We start from the raw sequence: 24,263 nt of genomic DNA on the forward strand, positions 1-24,263 counted from the left end.
CATGCCAATACCAAAGTGACATACTGAAGTCAGCAGAGTAAAGTTACAACTGGCTGATTTCGCGATTCAGCTGATACTGCGAGGACGTCACATACGTTTCCATTCTCCGAAGCCTTGTTTCGAGCCGGTCAAACTGGCCAACAATGTCGTGAAACGCTTGCTGGGGCGGCTCTCCGGATTGCCAGACCTTAGACTTCACTTCCACTGCTTCTGAAGAATCACTGTTCTGCCACCCCTTTCCGGAGGAGGATTGCATACTGCCCACAGAGAGGTGCTGGACTGGCTTCTTATCCAGAATAAACCAGGCCGCAATGTACGCCATAATGAAAAATGGACCGCCAGCCAGCAACACTGCTGAGATAAAAATGATCCTTACCAACCAGGCTTCCCAGCCAAAATAGGCAGCAACGCCGGCACAGACGCCGGCTACCTTGCCATTTTTACTGTCCCGGTAAAGCTGTCCTTTACTTTTCATGCTCTGTTCCTCCACTGCGGGGCCTCGGCATCCAGCAAGGCTTCAAGTGTCTGAATCCTTTCACTCATCACCTCCGCTTTCTTAGCCAGCTCTGTCAGGGCGGCAAACTCTTCCTCTGACAGTCCCTGTGCTACCTGCTTCTTGCTTCGGTAATGCATAATCAACCAGATAGGCGCCACAAAGATCATAAAAATGATAATGGGCGCAACAATGATACCAATTACACCTTCCACAACACTCTCCTTAAACCGTTACTTTTTGCTGTTACCAGAGGGCTGTTTAGTCTTAACCTTTTTCTTCAGCGCCGCCAGCTCCTCATCAATCTTATCGCTGGCTTCGAGCTCGGCAAATTCATCAGCCAGGGTATTTTTACCTAAATCATAGGCTTCTACCTGGCTCTCCAGATCATCTATTTTACGCTCATATCGCTCGAAACGCCCCATCGCATCATCGACTTTGCCACTGTCTAGGTTGCGCTTAATCTCCAGCCTGGACTGGGCTGTTTGCTGACGCATAATAATGGTTTTCTGACGGGCTTTCGCATCAGCCAGTTTTTCCTGCAATTGTCCGATTTCACTTTGCAGTTTACTGATTTGCTCTTCCACCAAAGTCAGTTCACGATTCAGCACTTCAACATGCTCATCGGTCTTTTTGCGTTCCATCAGCGCGGCACGGGCAAGATCTTCACGATCTTTACTCAACGCCAGTTCAGCTTTGTTTTCCCAATCCCTGGCCTGTAATTCTAATTTCGCAACCTGACTGACAATGTCTTTCTTGTTGGCCAGCGTCTTCGCCGAGGTAGAACGCACTTCCACCAACGTGTCTTCCATTTCCTGGATGATCAGACGTACCATTTTCTCTGGATCTTCAGCCTTATCCAATAAAGCATTAAGATTAGAGTTCACAATGTCAGAGAATCGGGAGAAAATACCCATAATACTTACCTCTTTATCATTAAACTTGAGTGACCGGTCAATATGACCTCGTCTGATATCAGGTATTCAATAACCAGGCCAATCAGCAAACAAATATAACCCATTGATTTTAAGAAACTATTAATTTACTACCTTTTATCCTTCATCTAGAATATTATTTATATCAACCACAAATTAGTCTTTTAGACCACTTTTTAAGGAACAGCGTGAGTCGTTTTCGTCAACAAGATAATCTACTGGGGCAGTCCAACAGCTTTTTAGAAGTGTTGGAACAGGTATCGCAAATCGCCCCTCTGGACAAACCTGTTCTGGTAATTGGCGAGCGCGGTACAGGTAAAGAATTAATTGCTGCACGGTTACATTACTTGTCCAAACGCTGGGAACAGAGTTACCTGAAACTCAACTGTGCTGCTCTGAATGACAATCTGTTGGAGAGTGAGCTGTTTGGTTACGAGGCCGGGGCTTTTACCGGCGCATCTAAACGCCGCGAAGGCCGCTTTGAAACAGCCCACAATGGCACCCTGTTCCTTGATGAAATGGCCAATACTTCCGGCCTGATTCAGGAAAAGCTACTGAGAGTAATTGAATACGGTGAGTTTGAGCGTGTAGGCGGCTCCCGAAGCGTCAAAGTGGATGTCAGACTCATTGCTGCCACGAATGAAGACCTGCCCAGTCTGGCTGAACAAGGCAGCTTTCGGGCAGACCTGCTGGACAGGCTGGCATTCGATGTCATAACGCTGCCACCGTTACGTGAGCGCCAGGAAGATATTCTGATGTTAGCGGAGCACTTTGCAATCAATATGGCTCGCGAGCTGGATATGGAGCTGTTCAGCGGATTTACCGAAAAAGCCAAACGCACCATGCTTAATTATGAGTGGCCGGGAAATATCCGGGAGCTCAAAAATGCCGTGGAACGGGCGGTGTACCGATGCAACAACCCACATCTTCCGGTACATGAAATGGTTCTTGACCCATTTGCCTCACCTTACCGGCCAAAACAGCATATAAAACAAAGGGTTCACAGTCACCCACATGCCACAGCTCAGTTCAGTGAACCCGAAACACCGCTATCGGACGCAAAGCCACAACACACCAATGGATATATACAACCCGATTTTGATTTTCCGGTAGACCTGAAGAATCTGTCCCAGGATTTTGAAATTAAACTGATTCGTTCTGCACTGGCAGACAGCCAGTTTAATCAGAAGAAAACGGCTGACAAACTCGGACTCACCTATCATCAGCTAAGGGGCTATCTGAAGAAGTACAATCTGCTGGAGTCAGCCAACAGCGAACAGGAAAAATTACAGTGAGACGCCGTGTTCTCGTCGTGCTGGCCTTATCAATACTCAGCGGATGCCAGAAACCGGGGCAGAACTCTCTGCCCATGGAGGGGCTGGTTTACTGCTCCGAAGGAAGCCCCATCACCTTCAATCCACAACTGGATATATCCGGAACAACAGCGGATGCCACGTCTCATCAGCTTTACAACAGACTTATCGACTTCGATCCTGAGACGGGTAAGCTGGTTCCGTCACTGGCCAGCAGTTGGTCGGTGAGCCGGGATGGGCTGACTTATGCATTTCAGTTACGTAAGCATGTTAACTTCCATCAGACCGCCTATTTCACTCCTACCCGCAGCTTTAATGCTAAAGACGTGTTGTTCAGTATTAACCGCTGGTTTGATCCCAACCACCCATATCATCAGGTGTCTGGTGGCCGTTACCCCTACTTCGAAAGCCTTGGACTCCAGCAGATTATTAAAGAGGTTAGCCTGATCAATGGGTTTCGGGTGGAAATCAAGCTCAATTACCCGGACAGCTCTTTTCTGGCAACACTGGCCACTGATTTCGCCGTTATCCTCTCGGAAGAGTACGCCAGCCAGCTGATGACTGAAAATAGACCAGAATTGATTGACTCTCTTCCTATTGGCACAGGCCCCTTTAAGTTTCATCGCTACCGCAAGGATGCCTATATCCGATACAGTCGTCATGATGGTTACTGGGAAGGCAACCAATCTGTAGAACAACTGATTTACGATATAACCTCCCGAAGCTCACTGCGGCTGGCCAAACTGATTACCGGTGAATGTGATGTGATTGCCTATCCGGCCCAGACTGAACTGCAGGTCATCGAGGAGCGTTCAGACCTTTACCTGGAGGAGCGGCCCGGTCTGAATGTGGGCTTCTGGGCATTTAACACTGCCAGAGCTCCTTTCGATGATGCACGGGTCAGACGCGCTTTGGCCCTGGCCGTTGACAGAAAAACATTACTGGATGCAATTTATTTTGATACAGCTGTGGCAGCAAAAAGCCTGCTTCCTCCCTCTTCCTGGGCCTATGATGATACGTTAGAGCAAAGTTCATATAATCCGGTGCAGGCAAAAAAGCTGCTTCAGGAAGCCGGTATTGAGCCAGGTTTTACTATGACTATCTGGGCTATGCCCGTAGAGCGGGCATACAATCCAAATGCCACAAAAATGGCGGAGTTGATCAAGCACTATCTTGCTGATGTAGGCATTCAGGTACAAATTGTCAGCCACGAATGGAGTACCTTTCGCCGTCTGCTGCTAAAAGGGCAACATGATTCAGTGTTAATAGGTTGGTCTGCAGATAACGGTGACCCGGATAATTTTTACCGACCACTGCTGAGCTGTTCAGCCATTGCTTCTGGTAGCAACAGAGCGAACTGGTGCTCAGCTGAGTACGACAAACTGATTAATCTGGCGGTGAGAACGGCAGATGAATCCATTCGCATGAGCTACTATCAACAGGCCAATCAAATACTGATGGATCAGGTTCCGTTGCTACCTATTGCTCATGCTTATCGCTTTCAGGCTTATCGTAAAGGCGTCAGTGGTTTACAGATAAACCCCTTCGGTGGCATCAGCTTCGCTAATGTCAGCAAGGACAGGGACTGATATGTTGATCGCCATTGCCCGCCGTCTTAATCTGTTAATCATAACGCTGTTTATACTTTGCCTGGCCTCCTATGTGTTGGCCTTTCTGTTTCCCGGTGATGCCCTGACTAATTTATCTGGTATCCCTGCGTTATCGGCTGATCAGTCCCATCAGCTGCAGTTAATGTATGCGTTGAATGAGGGCTGGTTTAGCGGATTCTGGACTTACCTTAAGTTAACACTTAACGGTGACTGGGGAGTCAGTCTGAACTCTCAGACACCGATATTCGAAGATATTCTGAAACTACTACCCGCCAGTCTTGAGCTCAGTCTGTACGCTATGGTGATCTCTTTGGTAGTGGGTTTGCCTTTGGGCGTTCTGGCGGGGTTGAAGCACCGTTCCTACACCGACATGAGTATCCTCTCGGTGAGTCTGACCGGTTTTTCTTTTCCGGTGTTCTGGTTATCTCTGCTACTTATACTGATCTTTTCCCTGCAACTGGGATATCTGCCAATGTCTGGGCGTATCAGCCTGCTGTTTGATATCCCGCACAGTACCGGCTTTATACTGGTTGATATTTTACGCTCAGAGATGCCTGTTAAAGATGCCGCTTTGTTCGATGCACTTCGTCATCTTGTACTTCCCACCCTTTCACTGTCGATAGTGACTACAGCTCTGGTCATCCGCCTGATACGTCGATCGGTAGTCACGGTTTATGCGAGCGACTTTATCAAGGCCGCTTACACCAAAGGCCTGAGTCACTCTCAGGTATTCTGGCGCCATGGTATGAAAAACGCGCTTTTGCCAATTATGCCGCAACTCGCCATGCAATTTACCGTTTTGCTGACCAATGCCATGATCGTCGAAGTGATTTTTTCCTGGCCGGGCATCGGTGAATGGCTGATACAGGCCATCTATCAAAGAGACTTTCCCGCGATTCGCGGCGGTATGCTTGCCGTATCTGCGGTAGTGGTAACCTTTACGATTTCAGTTGAGTTACTGGTACGCATACTGTACCCCCTGAATAAGAGGCAATTTTATGCCCAGACCTAGTTTCTATCAGGAGGAATACTATCCCTCTCCAATGCGCCACACCTGGACCGATTTTCAGCGCAACCATATTGCCCTGGCGGGACTTTGGTGCCTGTTATTCTTTATTGTTGCCGCATTTTTAGGACCATTTTTAGTACCTTATGGACCGCTTCAACAAAATACCGACATGCTGTTGCTGGCTCCGGCCTGGAACGTTAATGGCGACATAAGTCATCTTTTTGGTACAGACAGTCTGGGCAGAGACATTCTCAGCCGTATTATCCACGGGTGCAGAATTACGCTGGGAACCAGCGTAATATTGGTTTTAATTGCAATGCTGGTGGGCTGCAGTATAGGTGCATATGCGGGCATCAGCAGAGGGCTGCGGGCCAGTGTGATCAATCACCTGCTGGATGCCATAATGGCTATTCCTACGTTGTTGATTGCCATTATCATTGTCGCGATATTGGGAACCGGCCTGCTCAACAGCATGTGGGCGATAACACTGGCGTTGATACCACAGTTTATTCATCAGACCCGGGATCTGGTTCGCAGAGAGTTTCAGAAAGAGTACATTGTGGCGGCACGCCTTGATGGGGCCAGCAACCACAGGCTCCTGGTCAAAGACATTTTACCCAATATGGTAGAGGTTCTTGTGGTGCAGGCCACGATGGCATTGTCTGTGGCCATACTGGACATTTCCGCACTGGGCTTTCTTAATCTTGGTGCCCAGTCTCCGTCGCCAGAACTTGGCACCATGTTGTCAGAAGCTCTCGACACAGCTTATGCGGCCCCCTGGAGTGTTGCACTGCCCGGTGCCGCTATCTTTTTGATGGTGCTGTCAATCAACCTGGTCGGGGATGGACTGCGCACCGCACTAAAAAACAGGTTGCTTCAATAATGCCGATGCTGGACATTAAAAACCTCACTCTGGAAATTGATACTCCGATGGGTTGGGTCAGTGCGCTCGACAAAGTCAGTCTGAGTATTGATACCAGCGAAATTCGTGCTTTGGTGGGCGAGTCGGGTTCAGGTAAAAGTCTTATCGTAAAATCCATTGTCGGTGCCATTCCCGAAAGGTGGCGTGTGACGGCAGATCGGATGAACTGGAAAGGTAATGACTTACTGGGTATGTCAGGCAACCAGCGCCGGGCAATAACCCGAAACGAAATATCTGTCATTTTACAAAATGCGTCTGCTGCTCTGGATCCATCCGCTACCCTCAGAGAGCAGATTGAAGAGAGTATTCCTTCCTATCGGCTGACTAAAGGCTGGTTCTGGCAACGCAGGCAACAGCGACTCGATATTGCCATTCAGGAACTACACCGTGTAGGCATTCGTGATCATAATCTGTGTCTGTCCAGTTATGCTCATCAATTACCGGAAGACATCTGTCAGAAGTTCTCTATCGCCATGGCGTTGGTGTCCAAGCCCAAACTGCTGATTGCCGATAATCCTACAGTAGGCATGGAAACCACTACCAAAGTACAAATACTAAAGCTACTAACCAAACTGAATAAAACACAAGGGTTGAGTGTACTCTTTGTCAGTCATGACTTATTGGCCATTGCTGCCATGGCCAATACGATGACCGTGTTGTACTGTGGTCAGACCGTAGAAAGTGGCAGTATAGAACAGGTCAAACGGCGCCCATTACACCCTTATACCAAAGCCCTGCTGGACAGCGCCCCCAGCTTCCGGCGGGACCTGCCTCCTAAGTCCCCACTGTCCTGTCTCGACGGCACGATACCGACACTTCAGCATTTGCCGATAGGATGCAGACTGGGCCCCCGTTGTCCAAGAGCACAGAGAGAATGCGTAAAAATGCCGGCCACCAGACACATTCATGGCCATTCTTATGCCTGCCACTTCCCGCTGCACAGAGATAAGCCATGAATAGTCTGCTTACCGTCAGCGGTTTGTCTTACCGTAAACAAAAAAGTGGCCTGTTCTCAAACCGGGAGCTATTCCGTCTATCGCCGCTGAGCTTTGAGCTCAAACGCGGTGAGACGATGGCCATAATGGGTGAGAATGGTTCAGGTAAATCGTTGTTGGCCAAATTACTGGTTGGCGTCTTGCAGCCTGAGGCTGGCAGTATATTGCTAAATGGGGAGCCCATGTGCGACAGCCGTCAGCAACGGCGCTTCAGCGCCATACGAATGATATTTCAGCACAGTAAAGACTCCCTTAATCCCGGTCTGACTCTGGGGGGGCAGCTGGAAGAGGCTCTTATTCTCAACACCAACATGTCTGCCACAGAGCGGAAAAGACAAATAGAGAATACTCTGGTTAAGGTGGGTATGTTGCCTGAACATCAGTACTTCTATCGCCACATGCTCTCTGAGGGGCAACATCAGCGAGCGGCTGTCGCACGTGCACTGATACTCGATCCTCAGGTTATCGTTGCCGATGAACCTTTTGCTGCACTCGACCCATCGGTCAGATCACAAACCGCAAATCTGTTGATGAACCTACAGCAACAATTAGGCCTGGGGTTTATATTTATCTCCCACAACCTCGGAATTGTCCGTCATATAAGTGATCGAATATTGGTTCTTGAGAAAGGAAAAGTGGTGGAGTCAGGTAAGACTGAAGTCATTTTTAACTGGCCAAAGTCAGAATATACCAAACGAACGATTCAGGCTCATCAGGAACTGATTTCGGGGCAATAATACCCGTTGTAATAATACCAGAATCGACATAAAAAAACGCTGCCGAAGCAGCGTTTTATCACTATGGCTTTATATCAATAACTCAACGATTATTCTGTTGTCGGCTGCACCGCATAAACCTCAATATCGGCCTGAGATTTCAGGGCTTCGATAAAATCAGTGTATACTCTCTGACCGCGTCCCTCAGACAACTGTTCTGAAAGCTGTCCAAGCATCGCAGACTCTGCTTCTTCAGCATTGTGAATATTGTCGACTCTGACAATCGCCACATTACCATCAGCAGTATTAACCACTGTCATGTTCTCTTTCTGCTGTGCGGGTAACTTGAAGGCTTGTTCAACCGCAGCTGGCGGTAAAGCGGCGCCGTAACGCATCTGAGCTTCATATTCCTCCCAACTCAGAGACATCTGTGCAAGCATTTGCTCTGCTGTGTCGGTCTCACCGCTCTGATAATGGCCCAGCACCTTCTGCGCCCAGGTACGTGCAGCCTGTTGTGCTTTTTGGGCCTGAAGCTGCTCAAAAATCATCGGCTCAACTTCATCTAAAGGGCGAGTACGTTGTGGCTTATGTTCCTCAACACGCATCACCACCAGATGTTCTGCGGAAACATCAATCACATCACTGTTAACTCTGTCTTCGATCAACTCAGCCGAAAAAGCCACATTTTGCATCTGATTCGAATCAAAAAGTTCGGGAGCTTCCGTACGGGAAAATAATGACGTTGACTGAATCGGCTGGCTGGCAAGTTCCGCCACCTCATCCAGGTTGTCTGGCATTTCAAAGGCCACCCGGGCTATCTGCTCGTGTAAATCATAAAACTCAGCGACAGCCTTATCACGCTGTACCTGAGCAAAAATTTCATCACGTACCTCATCAAGACTCTGCACTTGTTCAGGCTTAATACCCGTTAGCTTTATCAGGTGAATACCGAACTCAGTGATAACAGGCTCACTGACAGCTCCTTCCTGCTGCAAGCCAAAGACGGCTTGTTCAAATTCGGGATCCATTACCTCAAGGCCAAACCAATCCAGATCACCACCATTCTCGGCACTGAATGTATCGTCAGAGTACTCTTGTGCCAGAGCAGCAAAATCAGCACCATCCTCTAATCTTTGCTGCAGCTCGCGGGCCAGCTCCATTTGCTTTTCAGTATTATCCCCATCCACTTCTAACAAAATATGCGACGCACGACGCTGCTCTTCTGTACGGTACTGCTCAGCATTTACCTGATAGTACTCCTCAAGCTCCGCTTCGTTGACATCAATCTGCGATAGCAAGTCATCTACTTTCAGCTCCACGTACCGCAGGGAGATCTTTTCCTGCGTATCAAACTGGGTAATATTAGCCTGATAGAAGGCATTTAACTCTTCATCAGTAATCTCGATTTCCTGCATAAAAGCGCTCGCAGGTACTGACAAATATCCCAAATCACGGGTTTGCCGTTGTAACCGGTACGCCAGTTGTGCCTCGCTATTCAGACTAAACTCAGTGCCAAGCACCGCTCTGACCACCTGCTGACGCGTCATGTCCTGACGCAAAATATCGCGAAAATCTTTAGGCTGCAGACCATTCTGGCGAAGTATGGCCTGGTACCTGTCATTATTAAATGCACCAGCAATCTGAAAGCTTGGCGTCTCCAGAATGGCGTCTTTTACCTGCTGATCGCTGACCCGCAGGCCCAGATCTTCTGCTGTTTGCTCAACGAGCTTTTCGGCAATCAGACGATCCAGCAGGTTACGCCTGAATGTACGCATATATTCCGAATCCGCCATCATATCGATAAACGCATCCCCATACTGCTGCTCCATTCTGGCCCGCTCATTCTGGTAGGCTCGCTCTAAGCTCGCCTGACCAATATCTTCGCCATTTACATTGGCGACTGGCTGATCACTTTTCGCATTCAGATAGCTGCCAACACCGGCCAAAGCAAAGGTGACAATCACCAGTCCCAGAATTATTTTGGCACCCAGCCCCTGGGATCCCTCTCTGATTCTTTCTAACATCTTGGTCTCTTAACTCCGATTTGCCTGACGGCAGACTGAAAATGGCAGTGATTATACCGTATTGTCGAGGTAAACAGAACGCCACACTTAGCCGAAATAACCGGTCGTACAATCGATGACAATTCGCTGTAAGACCATCATACGATCGCCCTGGACGACAGGAGTATGGGTTATTCAGAAACACCATGGCGTATGGAACGCCAGGGAACAGCTTTAGCTGGCCTGCGCAGCAGGTAAGCTATAGGGAAGTAGCTTATAATTACCTGTCAAGCCCAACTCTGGGCATCGCCGAAAAACGTTCCCGACATTTTCGGCATACCGTCCATCACTGGACATAAAAAAAGCGATGAGTTAACTCATCGCTTTTTTCAGACACTGTTAGCTACTTAGTTACAGGCATCTTTCAGCGCTTTACCCGCTTTGAAAGAAGGTACCTTGGCCGCAGCAATCTGGATGGTTGCACCTGTTTGTGGATTACGGCCACTGCGTGCAGCACGTTCACGTACAGAGAAAGTTCCAAAACCAACCAAAGCAACTTGATCACCGGATTTCAGTGCATCAGTAACTGCATCGGTCAATGCGTCCAACGAACGACCAGCAGCAGCTTTTGAAATATCAGCACCAGCAGCGATCTTATCGATTAGTTGAGACTTATTCACAATATCATCCCCTTCATTTGTTATTATTTGTCTGTTTCGCACACTTGTTGCGAATTTGTTATAACAAGCCTGAATACTAACTTCAAGCCAAGACTTAGACACTTTAAATTATTAAGAACAGCTTAGATCCCTTTTGTGACAGGGCTTCAAGCCATTTCCTGTTCAAGGCTACCACAACCTATCCTGTAGGGAAGCCCTTACAGCGAAAAAATCAACAAAAAACACAGCAAAGCGTCATTTTTTCTGTTCTTCAGGCTCTACAGGCTCAAAGCCCTCAGGATTATTAGCCAGTGCCAGCACTAAAACCTCATCAATCCATTGCACAGGATGAATATCCAGATCCTGTTTAACATTATCCGGAATTTCTTTCAGATCCCGTTCGTTCTCCTTCGGAATCATCACTGTCTTAATCCCGCCACGGTGAGCGGCTAATAACTTTTCTTTTAAGCCACCAATAGCCAGTACTTCACCGCGCAATGTAATTTCACCGGTCATAGCGACATCACATTTTACCGGATTACCTGTCAGCGTAGACACCAGCGCCGTACACATAGCAATGCCTGCACTGGGTCCGTCTTTCGGCGTCGCCCCCTCAGGAACGTGCACATGAATATCCCGCTTCTCGTGAAAATCTTTATTGATACCCAGTTTATCGGCACGGCTCCTCACCACCGTCATGGCAGTCTGAATGGACTCCTGCATCACATCACCGAGAGAACCTGTGAAGGTTGTCTTACCCTTACCTGGTACCGCTGCCGTCTCAATGGTCAATAAATCTCCACCCACCTGAGTCCATGCCAGACCGGTAACCTGTCCGATCTGATTGTTTTTATCCGCTTTGCCATAGTCAAATCGCTGGACGCCAAGATAATCGGACAGGTTGTCTCCAGAGACCACCACTTCTTTTACTGACTTATCAAGCAGAATGTTTTTCACCGCCTTGCGGCAAATCTTGGAAATTTCCCGCTCCAGACTGCGCACTCCTGCTTCGCGGGTGTAATAACGGATAACGCCGATAATCGCTGACTCTTCTATGATCAACTCACCCTTTTTGAGGCCGTTACGCCCCATCTGTTTTTCAATGAGGTGACGTTGAGCAATATTCAGCTTCTCATCTTCGGTATAACCAGACAGGCGAATGACTTCCATTCGATCCAGCAATGGACCAGGAATATTCATGCTGTTGGAGGTGGCAACAAACATCACATCAGAAAGGTCATAGTCCACTTCGAGATAGTGATCACTAAAGAGACTGTTCTGCTCTGGATCCAATACCTCTAATAAAGCAGAAGCCGGATCGCCACGCATATCCGATGACATTTTATCGATTTCATCGAGCAGGAACAGTGGATTCTTAACCCCGACTTTCGCCATTTTCTGTACCAGCTTACCAGGCAGTGAGCCGATATAAGTGCGCCTGTGGCCTCTTATCTCGGCCTCATCCCTGACACCACCCAACGCCATACGCACATATTTACGTCCTGTGGCCCTGGCAATGGATTGCCCCAATGAGGTTTTACCTACGCCAGGCGGACCAACCAGACAAAGTATCGGCCCCTTAAGCTTTCTGACTCGCTGCTGCACAGCAAGATATTCGATAATACGCTCTTTTACTCTTTCCAGCCCATAGTGATCGGCATCCAGAATCTTCTCGGCATTGGCAAGATCCTTTTTCACCTTGCTGCGCTTAAACCAGGGTACGGTCACCAGCCAGTCGATATAACTACGCACGACAGTGGCTTCAGCCGACATCGGAGACATCATTTTCAGTTTCTGTAATTCTGCCGTAGCCTTTTTCTTAGCGTCGGCAGGCATTTTCGCTTCTTCGATTTTATTACTCAGCGCTTCAAATTCATCAGGAGCATCATCCATTTCACCCAGCTCTTTCTGGATGGCCTTCATCTGCTCATTCAGGTAATATTCGCGCTGGCTTTTTTCCATCTGCTTTTTAACCCGGGTGCGGATCTTTTTCTCCACCTGCAGCAGATCAATTTCACTTTCCATCAGCGCCATTAAATATTCCAGGCGTTCTCCAACCTGATCCATTTCCAGCACTTTCTGTTTCTCTGACAATTTGAGTGGCATATGAGCCGCCATCGTGTCAGCCAGCCTTGCTGCATCCTCAATACCATTAAGCGACGTCAGTACTTCCGGCGGGATCTTCTTATTCAGCTTCACATAGCCTTCAAACTGAGAGGTGGCGGAACGAATCATGACTTCCTGCTCGGCCTCGTCGATTGGCTCATCGGTTTTTTTGAGCACCTCGGCAACAAAATATTCCTGATCCTGAAGATAGGTCTGGATCTCTCCCCGCACATTGCCTTCTACCAATACCTTTACCGTACCATCCGGTAATTTAAGCAATTGCAGAATCGTCGCTACGGTGCCTACCCGATAAATATCGTCAGTTTCTGGCTCATCCACCCCGGCGTCTTTTTGCGCCACCAAAAAAATTTGCTTGTCTTTGTCCATGGCAGCATCGAGGCACTGAATTGATTTCTCGCGCCCCACAAACAAAGGAATAACCATATGCGGATAGACCACTACATCCCGCAGTGCCAGTACCGGCATTTCGACCATTTCGGTCCGATCACTCGTCATAAGGAATCTCTTTACAGTTTCAATTGGCTAATAATATGGGGATGGCGTCAGAAAGTTCAATCACTGACAGCGAATTCAGACATTGGCACCGGTTTATGGATGCATAACAGTTCATCGCTACTCTCTGACTGTTCTTCGAACACGGCATACCGTACATCCTGTATAAAAAAAGGCCCCGTTCGGGACCTTCTCAGTTACTCAGACGCCGCCTTCTTCTCTTTAGCATTGTCATAAATAAGAATGGGCTTGGATTCCCCGCGTATTACGGATTCGTCGATCACGACCTTACTCACGTTGTCCATGGACGGTAAATCATACATGGTTTCCAGCAACACTCCCTCAACAATGGAACGTAACCCCCGTGCGCCTGTTTTGCGCTCCATCGCTTTAACGGCAATGGCATGCAATGCATCTTCACGGAATTCCAGTTCAGCGTTTTCCATGGCAAAGAGTGCACCATATTGTTTGGTCAGGGCATTTTTCGGTTCACGGAGGATCTGTATTAACGCGTCTTCATTAAGCTCTTCCAGCGTCGCTACCACAGGCAAACGACCAATAAACTCGGGAATCAGACCGTACTTAACCAAATCTTCAGGTTCAACCTGCTGGAACAGTTTACTCAGACCCATCATATCTGATTTGCTGCGTACTTCGGCGCCAAAACCAATGCTGGTACCGGTTTGTGCCCGCTGCTCAATAACCTTATCCAGTCCGGCGAAAGCGCCACCACAGATAAACAGGATCTTTGATGTATCTACCTGCAAAAATTCTTGCTGAGGATGCTTTCTGCCTCCCTGAGGCGGAACAGAAGCAACGGTTCCTTCAATAAGCTTCAGCAGTGCCTGCTGAACGCCTTCACCGGATACATCCCGGGTAATGGAAGGATTGTCTGATTTGCGTGAAATTTTATCTATCTCATCGATATAGACGATCCCGCGCTGCGCCTTCTCTACATCGTAATCGCATTTTTGCAGCAGTTTCTGAATAATATTTTCTACATCTTCGCCCACATAACCGGCTTCAGTCAGTGTTGTGGCATCGGCCATGGTGAAAGGAACATCCAGAAAACGCGCCAGCGTTTCAGCCAGCAAGGTCTTACCGCTGCCGGTTGGCCCGATCAGCAATATATTACTTTTACCTAACTCCACACCCTCATGGACATCACCATTGCGCAGTCGCTTGTAATGATTATACACCGCTACCGATAGCACTTTCTTGGCATGATCCTGACCGATAACATAATCTTCAAGGTGATGATGAATCTCATTCGGCTTGGGTAGCGCACTCTGCTTCTTCTTCGGTGCTATTTCTTTGATCTCTTCACGAATAATGTCATTACACAATTCAACACATTCGTCACAAATAAATACCGAAGGCCCTGCAATCAACTTACGGACTTCGTGCTGACTCTTGCCACAAAAGGAACAGTACAAGAGTTTGTTGTCACCTTCGCCGCTCTGATTATCGCTCATTTACACTTTACCTCTGTCAGACTCAGGCATTAATTACTCCCTAAGCTTACATCTATTCATCTCTATCGGCCAAATAATCCAATTGGATTAGCTACCACTTACTTTTCTTTGTGGGCATCCAATCTGCTATTCAATACCTCGTCTACAAGACCATATTCCTTCGCTGATGTTGCACTCAGGAAATTGTCTCTGTCTGTGTCACGGGCAACTGTTTCATAGTCCTGCCCGGTATGCTCTGACAACAGACGGTTAAGCTTCTCTTTTACAGACAGGATTTCTTTTGCATGAATTTCAAAATCCGATGCCTGGCCCTGAAACCCACCCAGAGGCTGGTGAATCATCACTCTGGAATTAGGTAAACAATAGCGCTTACCTTTTGCTCCGCCAGACAGCAGGAACGCTCCCATGCTGGCAGCCTGCCCCACACATACGGTACTGATATCCGGCTTGATAAAATTCATCGTATCATAGATGGCCATGCCGGCAGTAACCGATCCCCCCGGAGAATTGATATATAAAAAGATATCTTTGTCCGGATTCTCAGACTCAAGAAACAACATCTGAGCCACGATCAGGTTAGCCATATGATCTTCCACCTGACCAACCAAAAAGATTACCCGTTCTTTCAATAAGCGGGAGAAAATATCATAAGAGCGCTCACCCTTGGAGGTTTGCTCAACCACCATTGGTACGAGGGAGTTCATTGGTTCTAAAGACTTTTCCATCATGATTAACGTCTCACAAGTTACCGCCTGAGCACATCCTGTGTTTGCGGTTTGATTTTCGTCCCTGTAGAAATAAAAAATGCCCGGTACTTACCGGGCATTTAATCAGTTGCTGACAGACTAAGTCAACGAACAAGAGCTAAATCAGGCTTGCTTGTTCATTATGTCGTCAAATTTCTTTTTCACTTCCTTGACTTTGGCGCCAGCCAAAAGGCTTTCCACCGCCTGTTCTTCAAGGGCCAGGTTCTGCATTTGCTGCATCAGCTCCTGATTACTCTTGTAATAATTGATCACTTCCTGTGGGTCTTCATAAGCTGAAGCAGTGGTTTCAATCAAAGACTGCACCTTGGCTTCATCTACTTTGAGTTCTTTCTGCTTAATCACTTCACCAAGCAACAGCCCCACAGAAACTCTGCGGCGAGCATTTTCTTCGAACAGTTCGGCTGGCAGTTCAGGCATATTCCCCTGCTGCTGGTTACCAAAGCGTTGCAAGGCCTGCTGTCGTAATTGATTAACTTCCTGGTCAACCAGCGCCTTGGGCAGGTCAATCTGGTTACTCTCAACCAGACCGTTGATAACCTGCTCTTTCACCTGGTTCTTCAGAGTCTGTTCCAGCTCACGCTGCATATTCTTGCGCACTTCATCGCGCAGAGCCTCGACGCCGCCCTCTTCCACGCCGAAAAGTTTGGCAAACTCATCATCAACTTTAGGCAGATCAAGACCTTCTACCTTTTTAATAGTGATGGTGAACTGAGCCGCTTTCCCTTTGAGCTTATCGGCATGATAGTCTTCAGGGAAGGTTACATCAGCAACCACTTCTTCGCCTGGTTTGTGGCCAACAATAGGGTCTTCAAAGCCTGGAATCATGCTACCTTTGCCCAACTCCAGCTGAAAGTCTTCTGCTTTACCACCTTCAAACTCTTCACCGTCAATGGTACCAACAAAATCGACAGTCACACGGTCATCTTTCTTGGCTTTGCGCTTGCCTTCTTTCCAGTTGGCGTGCTGTTTGCGAAGGGTATCCATCATGTTGTCCAGATCCTTATCAGAAATCTCAACAACAGGCTTTTCAACTTTGATCTTATCCAGGTCTTTCACTTCCACTTCCGGATAAATCTCAAAAGACGCGACGAATTGTAAATCTTCACCGTCGGTGTCTTTCTTCAATTCGAACGCTGGCATACCTGCAGGATTCAGTTTTTCCTGAACCACGGCATCATAAAAGTTGCGCTGCATGACCTCGCCCGCCACTTCCTGGCGCACTGCCTGACCAAAACGCTTTTTGATCACGTTCACAGGTACCTTACCAGGACGAAAACCATTAATACGTTGGGTTTTAGCTAATTGTTGTAAACGTGATTTCACGGCTGTGTCGACTTTTTCAGCCGGCACAGTAATGGTAAGACGGCGTTCTAAACCTTGAGTCGTCTCAACTGAAACTTGCATTCTTCTACCTCAACTTTGCCTGCTCGGCTTTGTGTAATATCACCCCACCGCCTTTGGACCGCAGCTCTCAAAGCTTTAGTAACGACCAAATGATGATGAATGAATTTAGGGCCTGATAAAAAGACGCAGTATTATACCGGTTGAGGCAAACTAATTCCAGCGAAAACATGCCCGGATGCGTATGCGAATTAAATCACATCTTGCTACCAAACCACAGAAGAGCCAGAAAAAGCTGACTTCACCACAGAGGCACAGAGAACACAGAGAACACAGAGGTTTTAATGGCTAATGCCCTTTTCACTTCTCTGTGTCCCTCTGTGGTTAATAGTTTTTTTGTTCGTGCTTTTGGTGTGGTTCGTGGTCTGTTTTTTCTGTGCGGAATAACAAAAATCGATGGAGAGAAATGTATTACAAAGATTAAGCGGGGAATGGGGTGGACGATGGGACTTGAACCCACGACAACCGGAATCACAATCCGGGGCTCTACCAACTGAGCTACGCCCACCACTGAATAGATGTTTGCCGTCTATCTGTTCGGCGGATATTCATTTAGACTTGTTACCTGTCTGGTTCGCCTGACAGGATTACTCCGTACGTCCTGTACTTCGCCTCTTCGAGGCCGCCTTGCGGCGTTCAAATTCGCTCCCGGCGAATTTGTATTTCGTACATCCTGTACTCCACCTCCCTGAGGCCGCCTTGCGGCGTTCAAATTCGCTCCCGGCGAATTTGTCGAACGGTTCTCATCCCTGCCTGGTTCGCTGGCGCGCCCGGCAGGATTCGAACCTGCGACCCACGGCTTAGAAGGCCGTTGCTCTATCCAGCTGAGCTACGGGCGCTTTTCGAACCCGAAACAAGAATTGGTCGGTGAGACAGGATTTGAACCTGCGACCCCTTGTACCCAAAACAAGTGCGCTACCAAGCTGCGCTACTCACCGATTCTTGCTCGCAGCAACTTCGTGTCTGCTACGGGGCGCGAATATTACCGACTTGGTATAAGAGCGTCAAACACTTTTTCACCTGAGCCTGTGCGTATGTCTATTTTTCCAGCGCATGGGTTAATTAAACATCATATCTCCCGCATAAGAGATGTAATAACGACAACACCACACCAATACATTTTGTCTTTATACGGGCCCATGTACACCAACCGGAGGCGGATCAATTGCCCTCCCCCGGGGTTCATGGGACAATAACCGGCATCTAATCCATATCCTGAATCCAGATCATAATCATCATGTCAGCACAGCTAATTAACGGAAAACTCATCGCCCAGCAAGTTCGTCAGAAAGTAGCCAGCCAGGTCAAAGCTATTAAGGATGCAGGAAAAAGAGCACCGGGGCTGGCTGTCATTCTAGTGGGCAGTGACGCGGCTTCTCAGGTTTATGTAGGTAGCAAGCGCAATGCGTGTGAAGAAGTGGGCTTCGTTTCCCGCTCTTATGATCTGTCTGCGCGCACAACGGAGCAGGAACTGCTTAAACTGATCGACGAACTCAACGCGGATAAAGAAGTCGATGGCATCCTGGTTCAATTACCCCTGCCAGCCGGACTCAATGCTGAGGCCATACTGGAGCATATTCATCCGAGCAAGGATGTGGATGGTTTTCACCCGTACAATATTGGTCGGTTGGCGCAAAGAATTCCTTCCCTACGCCCCTGCACACCAAAAGGGATTATGAAAATGATCGAGTCTACCCGCAGGCCGGTTAAAGGCCTGGATGCAGTAATTGTGGGTGCATCCAATATTGTCGGGCGTCCCATGTCGCTGGAGTTATTATTGGCCGGTTGCACCACAACGGTGTGCCATAAGTTTACCCGTGACTTACAAGCCCATGTGGAGCGGGCTGATTTACTGGTTGTTGCAGTGGGCAAACCCGAGTTTATTCCGGGGGAATGGGTCAAAACCGGTGCGACAATCATCGATGTGGGTATTAACCGCCAGGATGATGGCACCCTGGTTGGCGATGTTGCTTTTGAAGCCGCCTCTGAGCGGGCCGGCTGGATCACGCCGGTACCAGGTGGTGTTGGCCCCATGACCGTTGCCAGCCTGATTGAAAACACCCTTGAAGCTTATGTTAACTTTCACAGTTAAGAATGCCTGTGTATCAGGATGCTGAATTTATAAGACCCGTAAAGCGCTGGGTTGATACAGTGGTAATCGGGCTGAACTTCTGTCCTTTCGCAAGACTTGAGCAAAACCAGACGCGTTATTCGGTCTGCTATGATAGAAAGATAAAAACGGCTCTGGTCACACTGAAAACAGAGCTGGAATACTTGCAGGCACATCCGGGCATCGTCACCAGTCTATTGATCATGGCCGCAGGCTTCGATGATTTTAATCGATATCTGGAATTGGTTGAGCGGGCAAACGACTTTCTCGATCAGCAGGGGTATCGCGGTGACTTTCAGCTAGCCAGTTTCCACCCTCTGTATCAGTTTGACGGAGAGGCTGCCGATGACCCATCTAATTATACCAACCGCGCCCCTTTCCCGGTTTTGCATCTGCTCAGAGAAAGTGAGATAGAGAGCGCACTGGCAACCTACAGGCAGCCTGAGAAAATTCCTCAGCGCAATATAACTAAAGCCAGGGAACTGGGCAGTCAGTCACTGCAGCAAAAATTGAACGACTGCCTCGAATATCAGGACCAGGATTATACCAATCCTCTGAAACCTTAAGCCCCCGGCTTAACCAATCAGGCTATGATTGTCTCGCTCAGTGGTCTGTTTTTCACACCACCTGGCATTATTCCATCCCCGTACCCGGATTGACCGGTAACTTTTCCTCGGGTTCTGCCCCTTCTGCGATAAAGTCCGATGGCGACTTGAGCAACTGTTTCGAGGAAAAGCCTGAAATTTGATAGAACCAATTCTGCCAATACGGTGATCCCGATTCCACCGACAGCGCAGCATAGTGAAGCTCGTCAGCCTTAGCCAGCTTCAGTGCAACCTGACGGCCGTCCTTCAATACCATTTGAAATTCAGCTGCCGGTGTAAGGGTATCCCAGAAAGCGTTATCCGCATCAACCAGTTGCTCGAAACTGAGGTTGATGATATTGCTGACAAAACTTTCAAGTACCCCTTCATACCTGAGTTGCTCACCCTCTTTCATCGGTTGTAACTGAAAACTCGCATCTGTTGTGTCGCGATAGATCTCCCAGTTATGATTATCCATTCTGGCCAGGCTCACAACCTCATCCACACTGACATCCAGAATTGGCTGACGCATCCAGTCGCTGGCGCTGACGGGCAGTGACAAACTCTGATCCACCAGCCAGGCCTGAGAACTGTTGGCAAAGCGCAGATAATGCCCTAAACCGCTTGAAGGCTTATTCCCCACCATCAGTTGCCAGGAATCCTCATCAGAGCTGATGCTTACTTCAGCGGCTTGTCCCTGTTCTGATTTTGCCAGGCCAAGCCGGTATAGCTGATCTTCGCGGTCAGTTTTTGGCTGCAGCTTGCGGGCATTGACCACATCCTGAAGCAATGTCGCCAGCTTCTGTTGATCTACCGGATAGTGCCCATGGCTGCTCATACGCCAAAGGCCCTGATCAAGAACCACCTCTATGTGCTCACCACTGGTAGTGAGCACGGTAATCTCGTTCACGGCATCAGCCGACTCTTGCAATTCCGGCACAAGTGGACCGTTCTGTAACTCGGTATTCTGAGGGTTGCCACTGAGCAGCAGATAACCGGCCAGCAAGCCCAGTAAACTAATGAGTAACAATGACAATAAATGTTTCTGCATTACAGGCTCCTCCCAGCAAAGGCCCGGAACAACCTGAACAGGCCACCGAGCAACAACACCAGCACTATCGGAGCCAGCGCAATATTAATAAACTTGAGTATCGTTCCAAGTTGCTCTATATCTTTGTCCAGCTGGTGACGAACTTCCCTCAGGGCCTTGCGAATATCGACTTTCTGCTGCATGAAATCGTCCAGCATCTGCTGTTGTTGCTGTGACAACACTAAAGCACCAGACTGCCCTCCTTGTTCCTGCAGTTGCGCCAGTTGCCGCTCTGTTTCTTCCAATTGTTGTTGTAGCCTTTTTTCCTGCTCACGAAACGACTGCTCTGCCTTGACCGTTAGCTTTTCCACCACTTCAAAGGGACGAGAGAAAGTGCCTCGGCTACGAATGCTGATCAGTGCGTCGCTGCCACTCAGATTCTCTACAGCATTGGTGAGAAAGTCGCCGTTATTGGCGAACGGCGTGTAGATAGTCTGACCAAAAAAATTGGACTGGCTGACCCAGAATCGATCAGTAAGAAAATCGGTATCCCCTACCAGGATCACATTTAATGCCTCGGTCTGCAGCTGGTGTTCGCCTTTCTCCGTACCTTCCGGCACGGATTCAAAGGCTGACCGGGCCTCTCCTGACAAACGCACCGCCAGGGTATATCTGGACGCCTGCTCAAAGTCAGCGCTAAGCTGACTGACATCCCGGATCATGGCATAGCTACTGCTATCGATAACCGCCGCAGACTCCGATGAATACAATAAAGGTTGCCAGTCTGTAGGCGTGTTTTCCTGACGAGTGAAGTAGCCAAAAGACGCACCGTTCAGCATATCCAGATCCCGGGTAATGACATCCCCCTCATCCAGCCGGCCCTGATCCAATCCCAGAAAGCCAAGATGCCGGGTAGTGCCAGTTTGCGTTCTAATCTCCAGACCAGCTGCAGCATCTAACACCACTTGCTGGTTTGAGAACTCTGCACCCCAGGCGCTGAGCAACTGACTCAGTTCAGAGCCGTTCGCCCCTCCCATCGCTGCCATAGGATCTGACTCGTGATGAGGATCAAGAAAAACTAATGCCTTGCCGCCATTAAGTACATACTGATCAATACTGTACAACATCGACTCGCTTAGGTTTTGTGGGTGTACTAACACCAGTACATTGGTATCAGCAGGAAGCCCGGCGGCATCGCTGCCCAGAGTCTCCACGTCATAGAGTTGCTGTAGCTGGGTAAAACTGGTCCATGGGGGATCAAAGCGACCTGTCATCGGATTTTGTCCACCCTGAACCGCCAGATCTGTCACCAGAGTGACGTTTACCGGTTGCGGATCACTGAGCTGGTAAAGCAGTTTGCTTAACTCATATTCCAGTGAGCTCTCCTTCTGCGGGTCGAAAAAGGCAATAGTCCTCTCATCATCATAGGCATTGCGCGCTGCCAGTCCGAGATAAACAGAATCGCCCGCAGCACCTATTGTTGCGGCAGTCAGACCAAACTGACTGGCCTGATCCTCAGCCTCAGAAAAAGGTTCCGGATCAATCTTGTGCAACACCAGTTTATCCCCGGCAAGACTACTATATTCCTCCAACAGACTCTCTACGCGGTTGGCATAATTTCGCAAACTGGTCATGCCTTTGGAAGCTTTGTCCGAATAGAAAAAGTACAAATGAACAGGTTCATCCAGTTCCTTCAGAATTTGCTTGCTACCAGCGGACAGAGAATAAACCCGATCCTCAGTCAGATCAGCCCGAAAGCCTCCCATCAACTGATTATTCAGCAACACCAGAACAAAGAAAACCAGCACCAATAATACTGCCGCCAGCATAGAAGAAAGCTTATTACTCATCCTGTCTTACTCCGCTTTTTTCTGTTCAACTGCAAGCAAGCCTGCATAAAGCCAGACACCGATAACGATGACAAAATAGCCCACATCATCCAGTGCTATAACGCCTTTGGCCATGGACTCAAAATGCGTCAGAAAACTGAATGAAGCCAGCGTATCCAGCAATAGTGGCGATAACCAGCCGGTAAAAGCATCAAGAACGATGCTGCTGCCGCTGAGAACAAACACAAAACACACCACGATGGCCAGGATAAAGGCAACCACCTGACTTTTTGTCAATGCCGACATACATATTCCAATGGCCAGAAATGCCCCCGCCATCAGCCAGCTTCCCAGGTATGCCGCAATGATTATGCCGTTATCCGGACTCCCCAGGTAATTCACCGTCAGCCAGAGTGGGAACGTCAGGAGCAAAGCCAGCCCCAGCACTGCCCAGGCTGCAAGGAACTTGGCCAACATAATTTCCAGGATGGTTACCGGCAGGGTCATCAACAACTCAATGGTGCCGCTCTTACGCTCTTCTGACCAACTGCGCATCGCAATGGCGGGTACCAGAAACAGATATAACCAGGGGTGAAAATTAAAAAAGGGTAGCAAATCCGCCTGCCCTCGCTCATAAAGGTTACCGATATAAAAGCTGAAAACACCGCTTAACATCAGAAAGATAAGAATAAAAACATAGGCCACCGGGGTTGCGAAAAAGCTCGAAAATTCCCGGCGAAATAAGGTGATGACATTAGCCATTATGCACTTACCTCTTCTGTCATTTGTCTGAAAACATCATCCAGCCGCCCTTGCTCCTGATACAGCGTATCGACCTGCAACCCACGATCGCGAATGTAAGCGGAGACGGCAGGCATCAGGTCCTGCTGACCTTCAGGAAATAATGTTACCCTGCCATTGTGTCGATCCACCTCCATGTCTTCTACGCCTTCCAGTTCAGCGAGCCCGGAGATATCTGTCAGTTGTGTAAAGTGCAAACTGATAGCCTGGTAATAGCGGGACTTTTTCTGCAAATCTGCCGGGCTGGCATCAAACAGCATTTTGCCTGCGGCAATGATCATGGCCCGGTTACAGACCGCGGTAACTTCCTCAAGAATATGGGTGGAAATGATTACAATTTTATCTTTGGAGAAATTCTTGATCAGTTCGCGTACCTGATGCTTCTGATTGGGATCCAGCCCATCTGTAGGCTCATCGAGGATAAGAATATCCGGATCATGAATAATAGCCTGAGCCAGACCGACACGGCGTTTAAAGCCTTTAGACAGATTTTCTACCGGGCGCCTTAGCACCTCTTCCAGTTGCACCAGTCTGATCACCTCTCTTATGCGGTCTTTCCTGTGCTGGCCTTTAAGCCCCCGTATATCTGCGATAAAGCTGAGGAACTCCACCACTGTCATATCACCATAGGCCGGTGCACCTTCAGGCAGATAACCTATCTGCTTCTGAATCGCCTTGCTGGATTTGTCCATCGCCATATCACTGATTCGGATCTCCCCGTTGCTGGGAGTCAGAAACCCGGTAAGCATCTTCATGGTGGTGGATTTTCCGGCGCCATTGGGACCAAGGAAGCCCACCACATCGCCCGCTCTGACTTCAAAAGACAGTTTATCAACGGCGATGAAATCGCCAAATGCCTTGCTGAGATTCGTTACTGAGATCATAGGATTCCTTACATGATCAAAGAGTTAAGTACCTATATACAGAGCATATAAACATGTGCAGACACATGCTCTGTATTTAGACACTCGCACCGCTGGAATATGGGCACC

At 48.5% G+C, this 24,263-nt stretch carries 21 protein-coding genes and 3 tRNA genes; 8 read left to right on the forward strand and 16 right to left on the reverse strand.

The genetic code is table 11. The features are described 5' to 3' along the window. Window positions 1-43: 43 nt before the first annotated feature. Genes pspC through pspA form a run of 3 tightly spaced genes read right to left on the reverse strand, consistent with a single transcriptional unit; the run spans window position 44 to window position 1,410 of the window. Window positions 44-475, reverse strand: a complete 432-nt coding sequence (gene pspC / locus CDA54_RS05090; protein ID WP_099033930.1) for an envelope stress response membrane protein PspC — start codon at window positions 473-475, stop codon at window positions 44-46. Then, window positions 472-708 carry an envelope stress response membrane protein PspB gene (pspB, locus tag CDA54_RS05095; protein WP_099033931.1) on the reverse strand — a complete coding sequence of 79 codons (237 nt, stop codon included), beginning with the start codon at window positions 706-708 and terminating at the stop codon, window positions 472-474. Before pspB ends, pspC begins: the two co-directional genes overlap by 4 nt. 18 nt (window positions 709-726) lie before the next feature. Then, the gene (gene pspA / locus CDA54_RS05100; protein WP_099033932.1) at window positions 727-1,410 is read right to left on the reverse strand and encodes a phage shock protein PspA; all 684 of its coding nucleotides are present in this window, start codon (window positions 1,408-1,410) and stop codon (window positions 727-729) included. 206 nt (window positions 1,411-1,616) lie between these two features. Here pspA and pspF point away from each other — a divergent pair, with 206 nt between their 5' ends. The 6 genes from pspF to CDA54_RS05130 are packed head-to-tail and all read left to right on the forward strand — an operon-like array spanning window position 1,617 to window position 8,014. Then, the gene (pspF, locus tag CDA54_RS05105) at window positions 1,617-2,723 is read left to right on the forward strand and encodes a phage shock protein operon transcriptional activator (RefSeq protein WP_099033933.1); all 1,107 of its coding nucleotides are present in this window, start codon (window positions 1,617-1,619) and stop codon (window positions 2,721-2,723) included. Beyond that, the gene (gene sapA / locus CDA54_RS05110; RefSeq protein ID WP_373286071.1) at window positions 2,720-4,330 is read left to right on the forward strand and encodes an ABC transporter substrate-binding protein SapA; all 1,611 of its coding nucleotides are present in this window, start codon (window positions 2,720-2,722) and stop codon (window positions 4,328-4,330) included. The genes pspF and sapA overlap by 4 nt, the downstream gene beginning before the upstream one ends. A gap of 1 nt (window position 4,331) precedes the next feature. Continuing rightward, complete coding sequence (locus CDA54_RS05115) at window positions 4,332-5,363, forward strand: ABC transporter permease (RefSeq protein WP_099033935.1); 1,032 nt, start codon at window positions 4,332-4,334, stop codon at window positions 5,361-5,363. Beyond that, complete coding sequence (locus tag CDA54_RS05120; protein ID WP_099033936.1) at window positions 5,350-6,243, forward strand: ABC transporter permease subunit; 894 nt, start codon at window positions 5,350-5,352, stop codon at window positions 6,241-6,243. Before CDA54_RS05115 ends, CDA54_RS05120 begins: the two co-directional genes overlap by 14 nt. Continuing rightward, complete coding sequence (locus CDA54_RS05125; RefSeq protein WP_099033937.1) at window positions 6,243-7,238, forward strand: peptide ABC transporter ATP-binding protein; 996 nt, start codon at window positions 6,243-6,245, stop codon at window positions 7,236-7,238. Before CDA54_RS05120 ends, CDA54_RS05125 begins: the two co-directional genes overlap by 1 nt. After that, window positions 7,235-8,014 carry an ATP-binding cassette domain-containing protein gene (locus CDA54_RS05130; RefSeq protein ID WP_099033938.1) on the forward strand — a complete coding sequence of 260 codons (780 nt, stop codon included), beginning with the start codon at window positions 7,235-7,237 and terminating at the stop codon, window positions 8,012-8,014. Before CDA54_RS05125 ends, CDA54_RS05130 begins: the two co-directional genes overlap by 4 nt. Before the next feature lie 89 nt (window positions 8,015-8,103). Here the strand turns inward: CDA54_RS05130 and CDA54_RS05135 are convergent, their stop codons facing one another. The 9 genes from CDA54_RS05135 to CDA54_RS05175 all read right to left on the reverse strand — a co-directional run bounded on the left by CDA54_RS05135 (window position 8,104) and on the right by CDA54_RS05175 (window position 17,855). Further along, on the reverse strand, window positions 8,104-10,017 hold the full coding sequence (locus tag CDA54_RS05135; protein WP_099033939.1) for a SurA N-terminal domain-containing protein: 1,914 nt from the start codon (window positions 10,015-10,017) through the stop codon (window positions 8,104-8,106). 386 nt (window positions 10,018-10,403) lie between these two features. Further along, the gene (gene hupB / locus CDA54_RS05140) at window positions 10,404-10,676 is read right to left on the reverse strand and encodes a nucleoid-associated protein HU-beta (RefSeq protein WP_099033940.1); all 273 of its coding nucleotides are present in this window, start codon (window positions 10,674-10,676) and stop codon (window positions 10,404-10,406) included. A 234-nt stretch (window positions 10,677-10,910) separates the two neighbouring features. Beyond that, the gene (lon, locus tag CDA54_RS05145; RefSeq protein WP_099033941.1) at window positions 10,911-13,277 is read right to left on the reverse strand and encodes an endopeptidase La; all 2,367 of its coding nucleotides are present in this window, start codon (window positions 13,275-13,277) and stop codon (window positions 10,911-10,913) included. Window positions 13,278-13,471: 194 nt separating this feature from the next. Then, window positions 13,472-14,749 (reverse strand): ATP-dependent protease ATP-binding subunit ClpX, encoded by a 1,278-nt coding sequence (clpX, locus tag CDA54_RS05150; RefSeq protein WP_099033942.1) that lies wholly within the window; start codon window positions 14,747-14,749, stop codon window positions 13,472-13,474. Window positions 14,750-14,847: 98 nt separating this feature from the next. Then, complete coding sequence (clpP, locus tag CDA54_RS05155) at window positions 14,848-15,474, reverse strand: ATP-dependent Clp endopeptidase proteolytic subunit ClpP (protein WP_373286073.1); 627 nt, start codon at window positions 15,472-15,474, stop codon at window positions 14,848-14,850. Window positions 15,475-15,618: 144 nt separating this feature from the next. After that, window positions 15,619-16,920, reverse strand: a complete 1,302-nt coding sequence (gene tig, locus CDA54_RS05160; protein ID WP_099033944.1) for a trigger factor — start codon at window positions 16,918-16,920, stop codon at window positions 15,619-15,621. 429 nt (window positions 16,921-17,349) lie between these two features. After that, window positions 17,350-17,425: transfer RNA gene (locus CDA54_RS05165), tRNA-His, on the reverse strand. A gap of 254 nt (window positions 17,426-17,679) precedes the next feature. Further along, window positions 17,680-17,756, reverse strand: a tRNA-Arg gene (locus CDA54_RS05170). A gap of 22 nt (window positions 17,757-17,778) precedes the next feature. After that, a tRNA-Pro gene (locus CDA54_RS05175) sits at window positions 17,779-17,855 on the reverse strand. A gap of 299 nt (window positions 17,856-18,154) precedes the next feature. Here CDA54_RS05175 and folD point away from each other — a divergent pair. After that, entirely contained in the window at window positions 18,155-19,009 is an 855-nt protein-coding gene (gene folD / locus CDA54_RS05180; RefSeq protein WP_099033945.1) for a bifunctional methylenetetrahydrofolate dehydrogenase/methenyltetrahydrofolate cyclohydrolase FolD, read from the forward strand. 8 nt (window positions 19,010-19,017) lie between these two features. Next, window positions 19,018-19,593, forward strand: a complete 576-nt coding sequence (locus CDA54_RS05185; protein ID WP_229748067.1) for a DUF1415 domain-containing protein — start codon at window positions 19,018-19,020, stop codon at window positions 19,591-19,593. A 67-nt stretch (window positions 19,594-19,660) separates the two neighbouring features. Here the strand turns inward: CDA54_RS05185 and CDA54_RS05190 are convergent, their stop codons facing one another. Genes CDA54_RS05190 through CDA54_RS05205 form a run of 4 tightly spaced genes read right to left on the reverse strand, consistent with a single transcriptional unit; the run spans window position 19,661 to window position 24,155 of the window. Beyond that, window positions 19,661-20,662 carry a DUF4340 domain-containing protein gene (locus CDA54_RS05190; protein WP_099033947.1) on the reverse strand — a complete coding sequence of 334 codons (1,002 nt, stop codon included), beginning with the start codon at window positions 20,660-20,662 and terminating at the stop codon, window positions 19,661-19,663. Beyond that, complete coding sequence (locus CDA54_RS05195) at window positions 20,662-22,491, reverse strand: GldG family protein (protein ID WP_099033948.1); 1,830 nt, start codon at window positions 22,489-22,491, stop codon at window positions 20,662-20,664. The genes CDA54_RS05190 and CDA54_RS05195 overlap by 1 nt, the downstream gene beginning before the upstream one ends. A 6-nt stretch (window positions 22,492-22,497) precedes the next feature. After that, a complete protein-coding gene (locus CDA54_RS05200) occupies window positions 22,498-23,232 on the reverse strand; it encodes an ABC transporter permease subunit (protein ID WP_099033949.1) in 735 nt (244 codons plus the stop codon). Then, a complete protein-coding gene (locus tag CDA54_RS05205) occupies window positions 23,232-24,155 on the reverse strand; it encodes an ABC transporter ATP-binding protein (RefSeq protein ID WP_099033950.1) in 924 nt (307 codons plus the stop codon). Before CDA54_RS05205 ends, CDA54_RS05200 begins: the two co-directional genes overlap by 1 nt. Window positions 24,156-24,263: the final 108 nt, after the last annotated feature.

This window comes from Lacimicrobium alkaliphilum (assembly GCF_002591895.1).
GTDB lineage: Bacteria > Pseudomonadota > Gammaproteobacteria > Enterobacterales > Alteromonadaceae > Lacimicrobium > Lacimicrobium alkaliphilum.

Bases quoted from the DNA above. Each gene is read 5' to 3' on its own strand.
- pspC (WP_099033930.1), bottom strand. From the start codon at position 475: ATGAAAAGTAAAGGACAGCTTTACCGGGACAGTAAAAATGGCAAGGTA.
- pspA (WP_099033932.1), bottom strand. From the start codon at position 1,410: ATGGGTATTTTCTCCCGATTCTCTGACATTGTGAACTCTAATCTTAAT.
- CDA54_RS05115 (WP_099033935.1), top strand. From the start codon at position 4,332: ATGTTGATCGCCATTGCCCGCCGTCTTAATCTGTTAATCATAACGCTG.
- CDA54_RS05120 (WP_099033936.1), top strand. From the start codon at position 5,350: ATGCCCAGACCTAGTTTCTATCAGGAGGAATACTATCCCTCTCCAATG.
- CDA54_RS05125 (WP_099033937.1), top strand. From the start codon at position 6,243: ATGCCGATGCTGGACATTAAAAACCTCACTCTGGAAATTGATACTCCG.
- CDA54_RS05130 (WP_099033938.1), top strand. From the start codon at position 7,235: ATGAATAGTCTGCTTACCGTCAGCGGTTTGTCTTACCGTAAACAAAAA.
- CDA54_RS05135 (WP_099033939.1), bottom strand. From the start codon at position 10,017: ATGTTAGAAAGAATCAGAGAGGGATCCCAGGGGCTGGGTGCCAAAATA.
- lon (WP_099033941.1), bottom strand. From the start codon at position 13,277: ATGACGAGTGATCGGACCGAAATGGTCGAAATGCCGGTACTGGCACTG.
- clpX (WP_099033942.1), bottom strand. From the start codon at position 14,749: ATGAGCGATAATCAGAGCGGCGAAGGTGACAACAAACTCTTGTACTGT.
- clpP (WP_373286073.1), bottom strand. From the start codon at position 15,474: ATGGAAAAGTCTTTAGAACCAATGAACTCCCTCGTACCAATGGTGGTT.
- tig (WP_099033944.1), bottom strand. From the start codon at position 16,920: ATGCAAGTTTCAGTTGAGACGACTCAAGGTTTAGAACGCCGTCTTACC.
- folD (WP_099033945.1), top strand. From the start codon at position 18,155: ATGTCAGCACAGCTAATTAACGGAAAACTCATCGCCCAGCAAGTTCGT.
- CDA54_RS05190 (WP_099033947.1), bottom strand. From the start codon at position 20,662: ATGCAGAAACATTTATTGTCATTGTTACTCATTAGTTTACTGGGCTTG.
- CDA54_RS05195 (WP_099033948.1), bottom strand. From the start codon at position 22,491: ATGAGTAATAAGCTTTCTTCTATGCTGGCGGCAGTATTATTGGTGCTG.
- CDA54_RS05200 (WP_099033949.1), bottom strand. From the start codon at position 23,232: ATGGCTAATGTCATCACCTTATTTCGCCGGGAATTTTCGAGCTTTTTC.
- CDA54_RS05205 (WP_099033950.1), bottom strand. From the start codon at position 24,155: ATGATCTCAGTAACGAATCTCAGCAAGGCATTTGGCGATTTCATCGCC.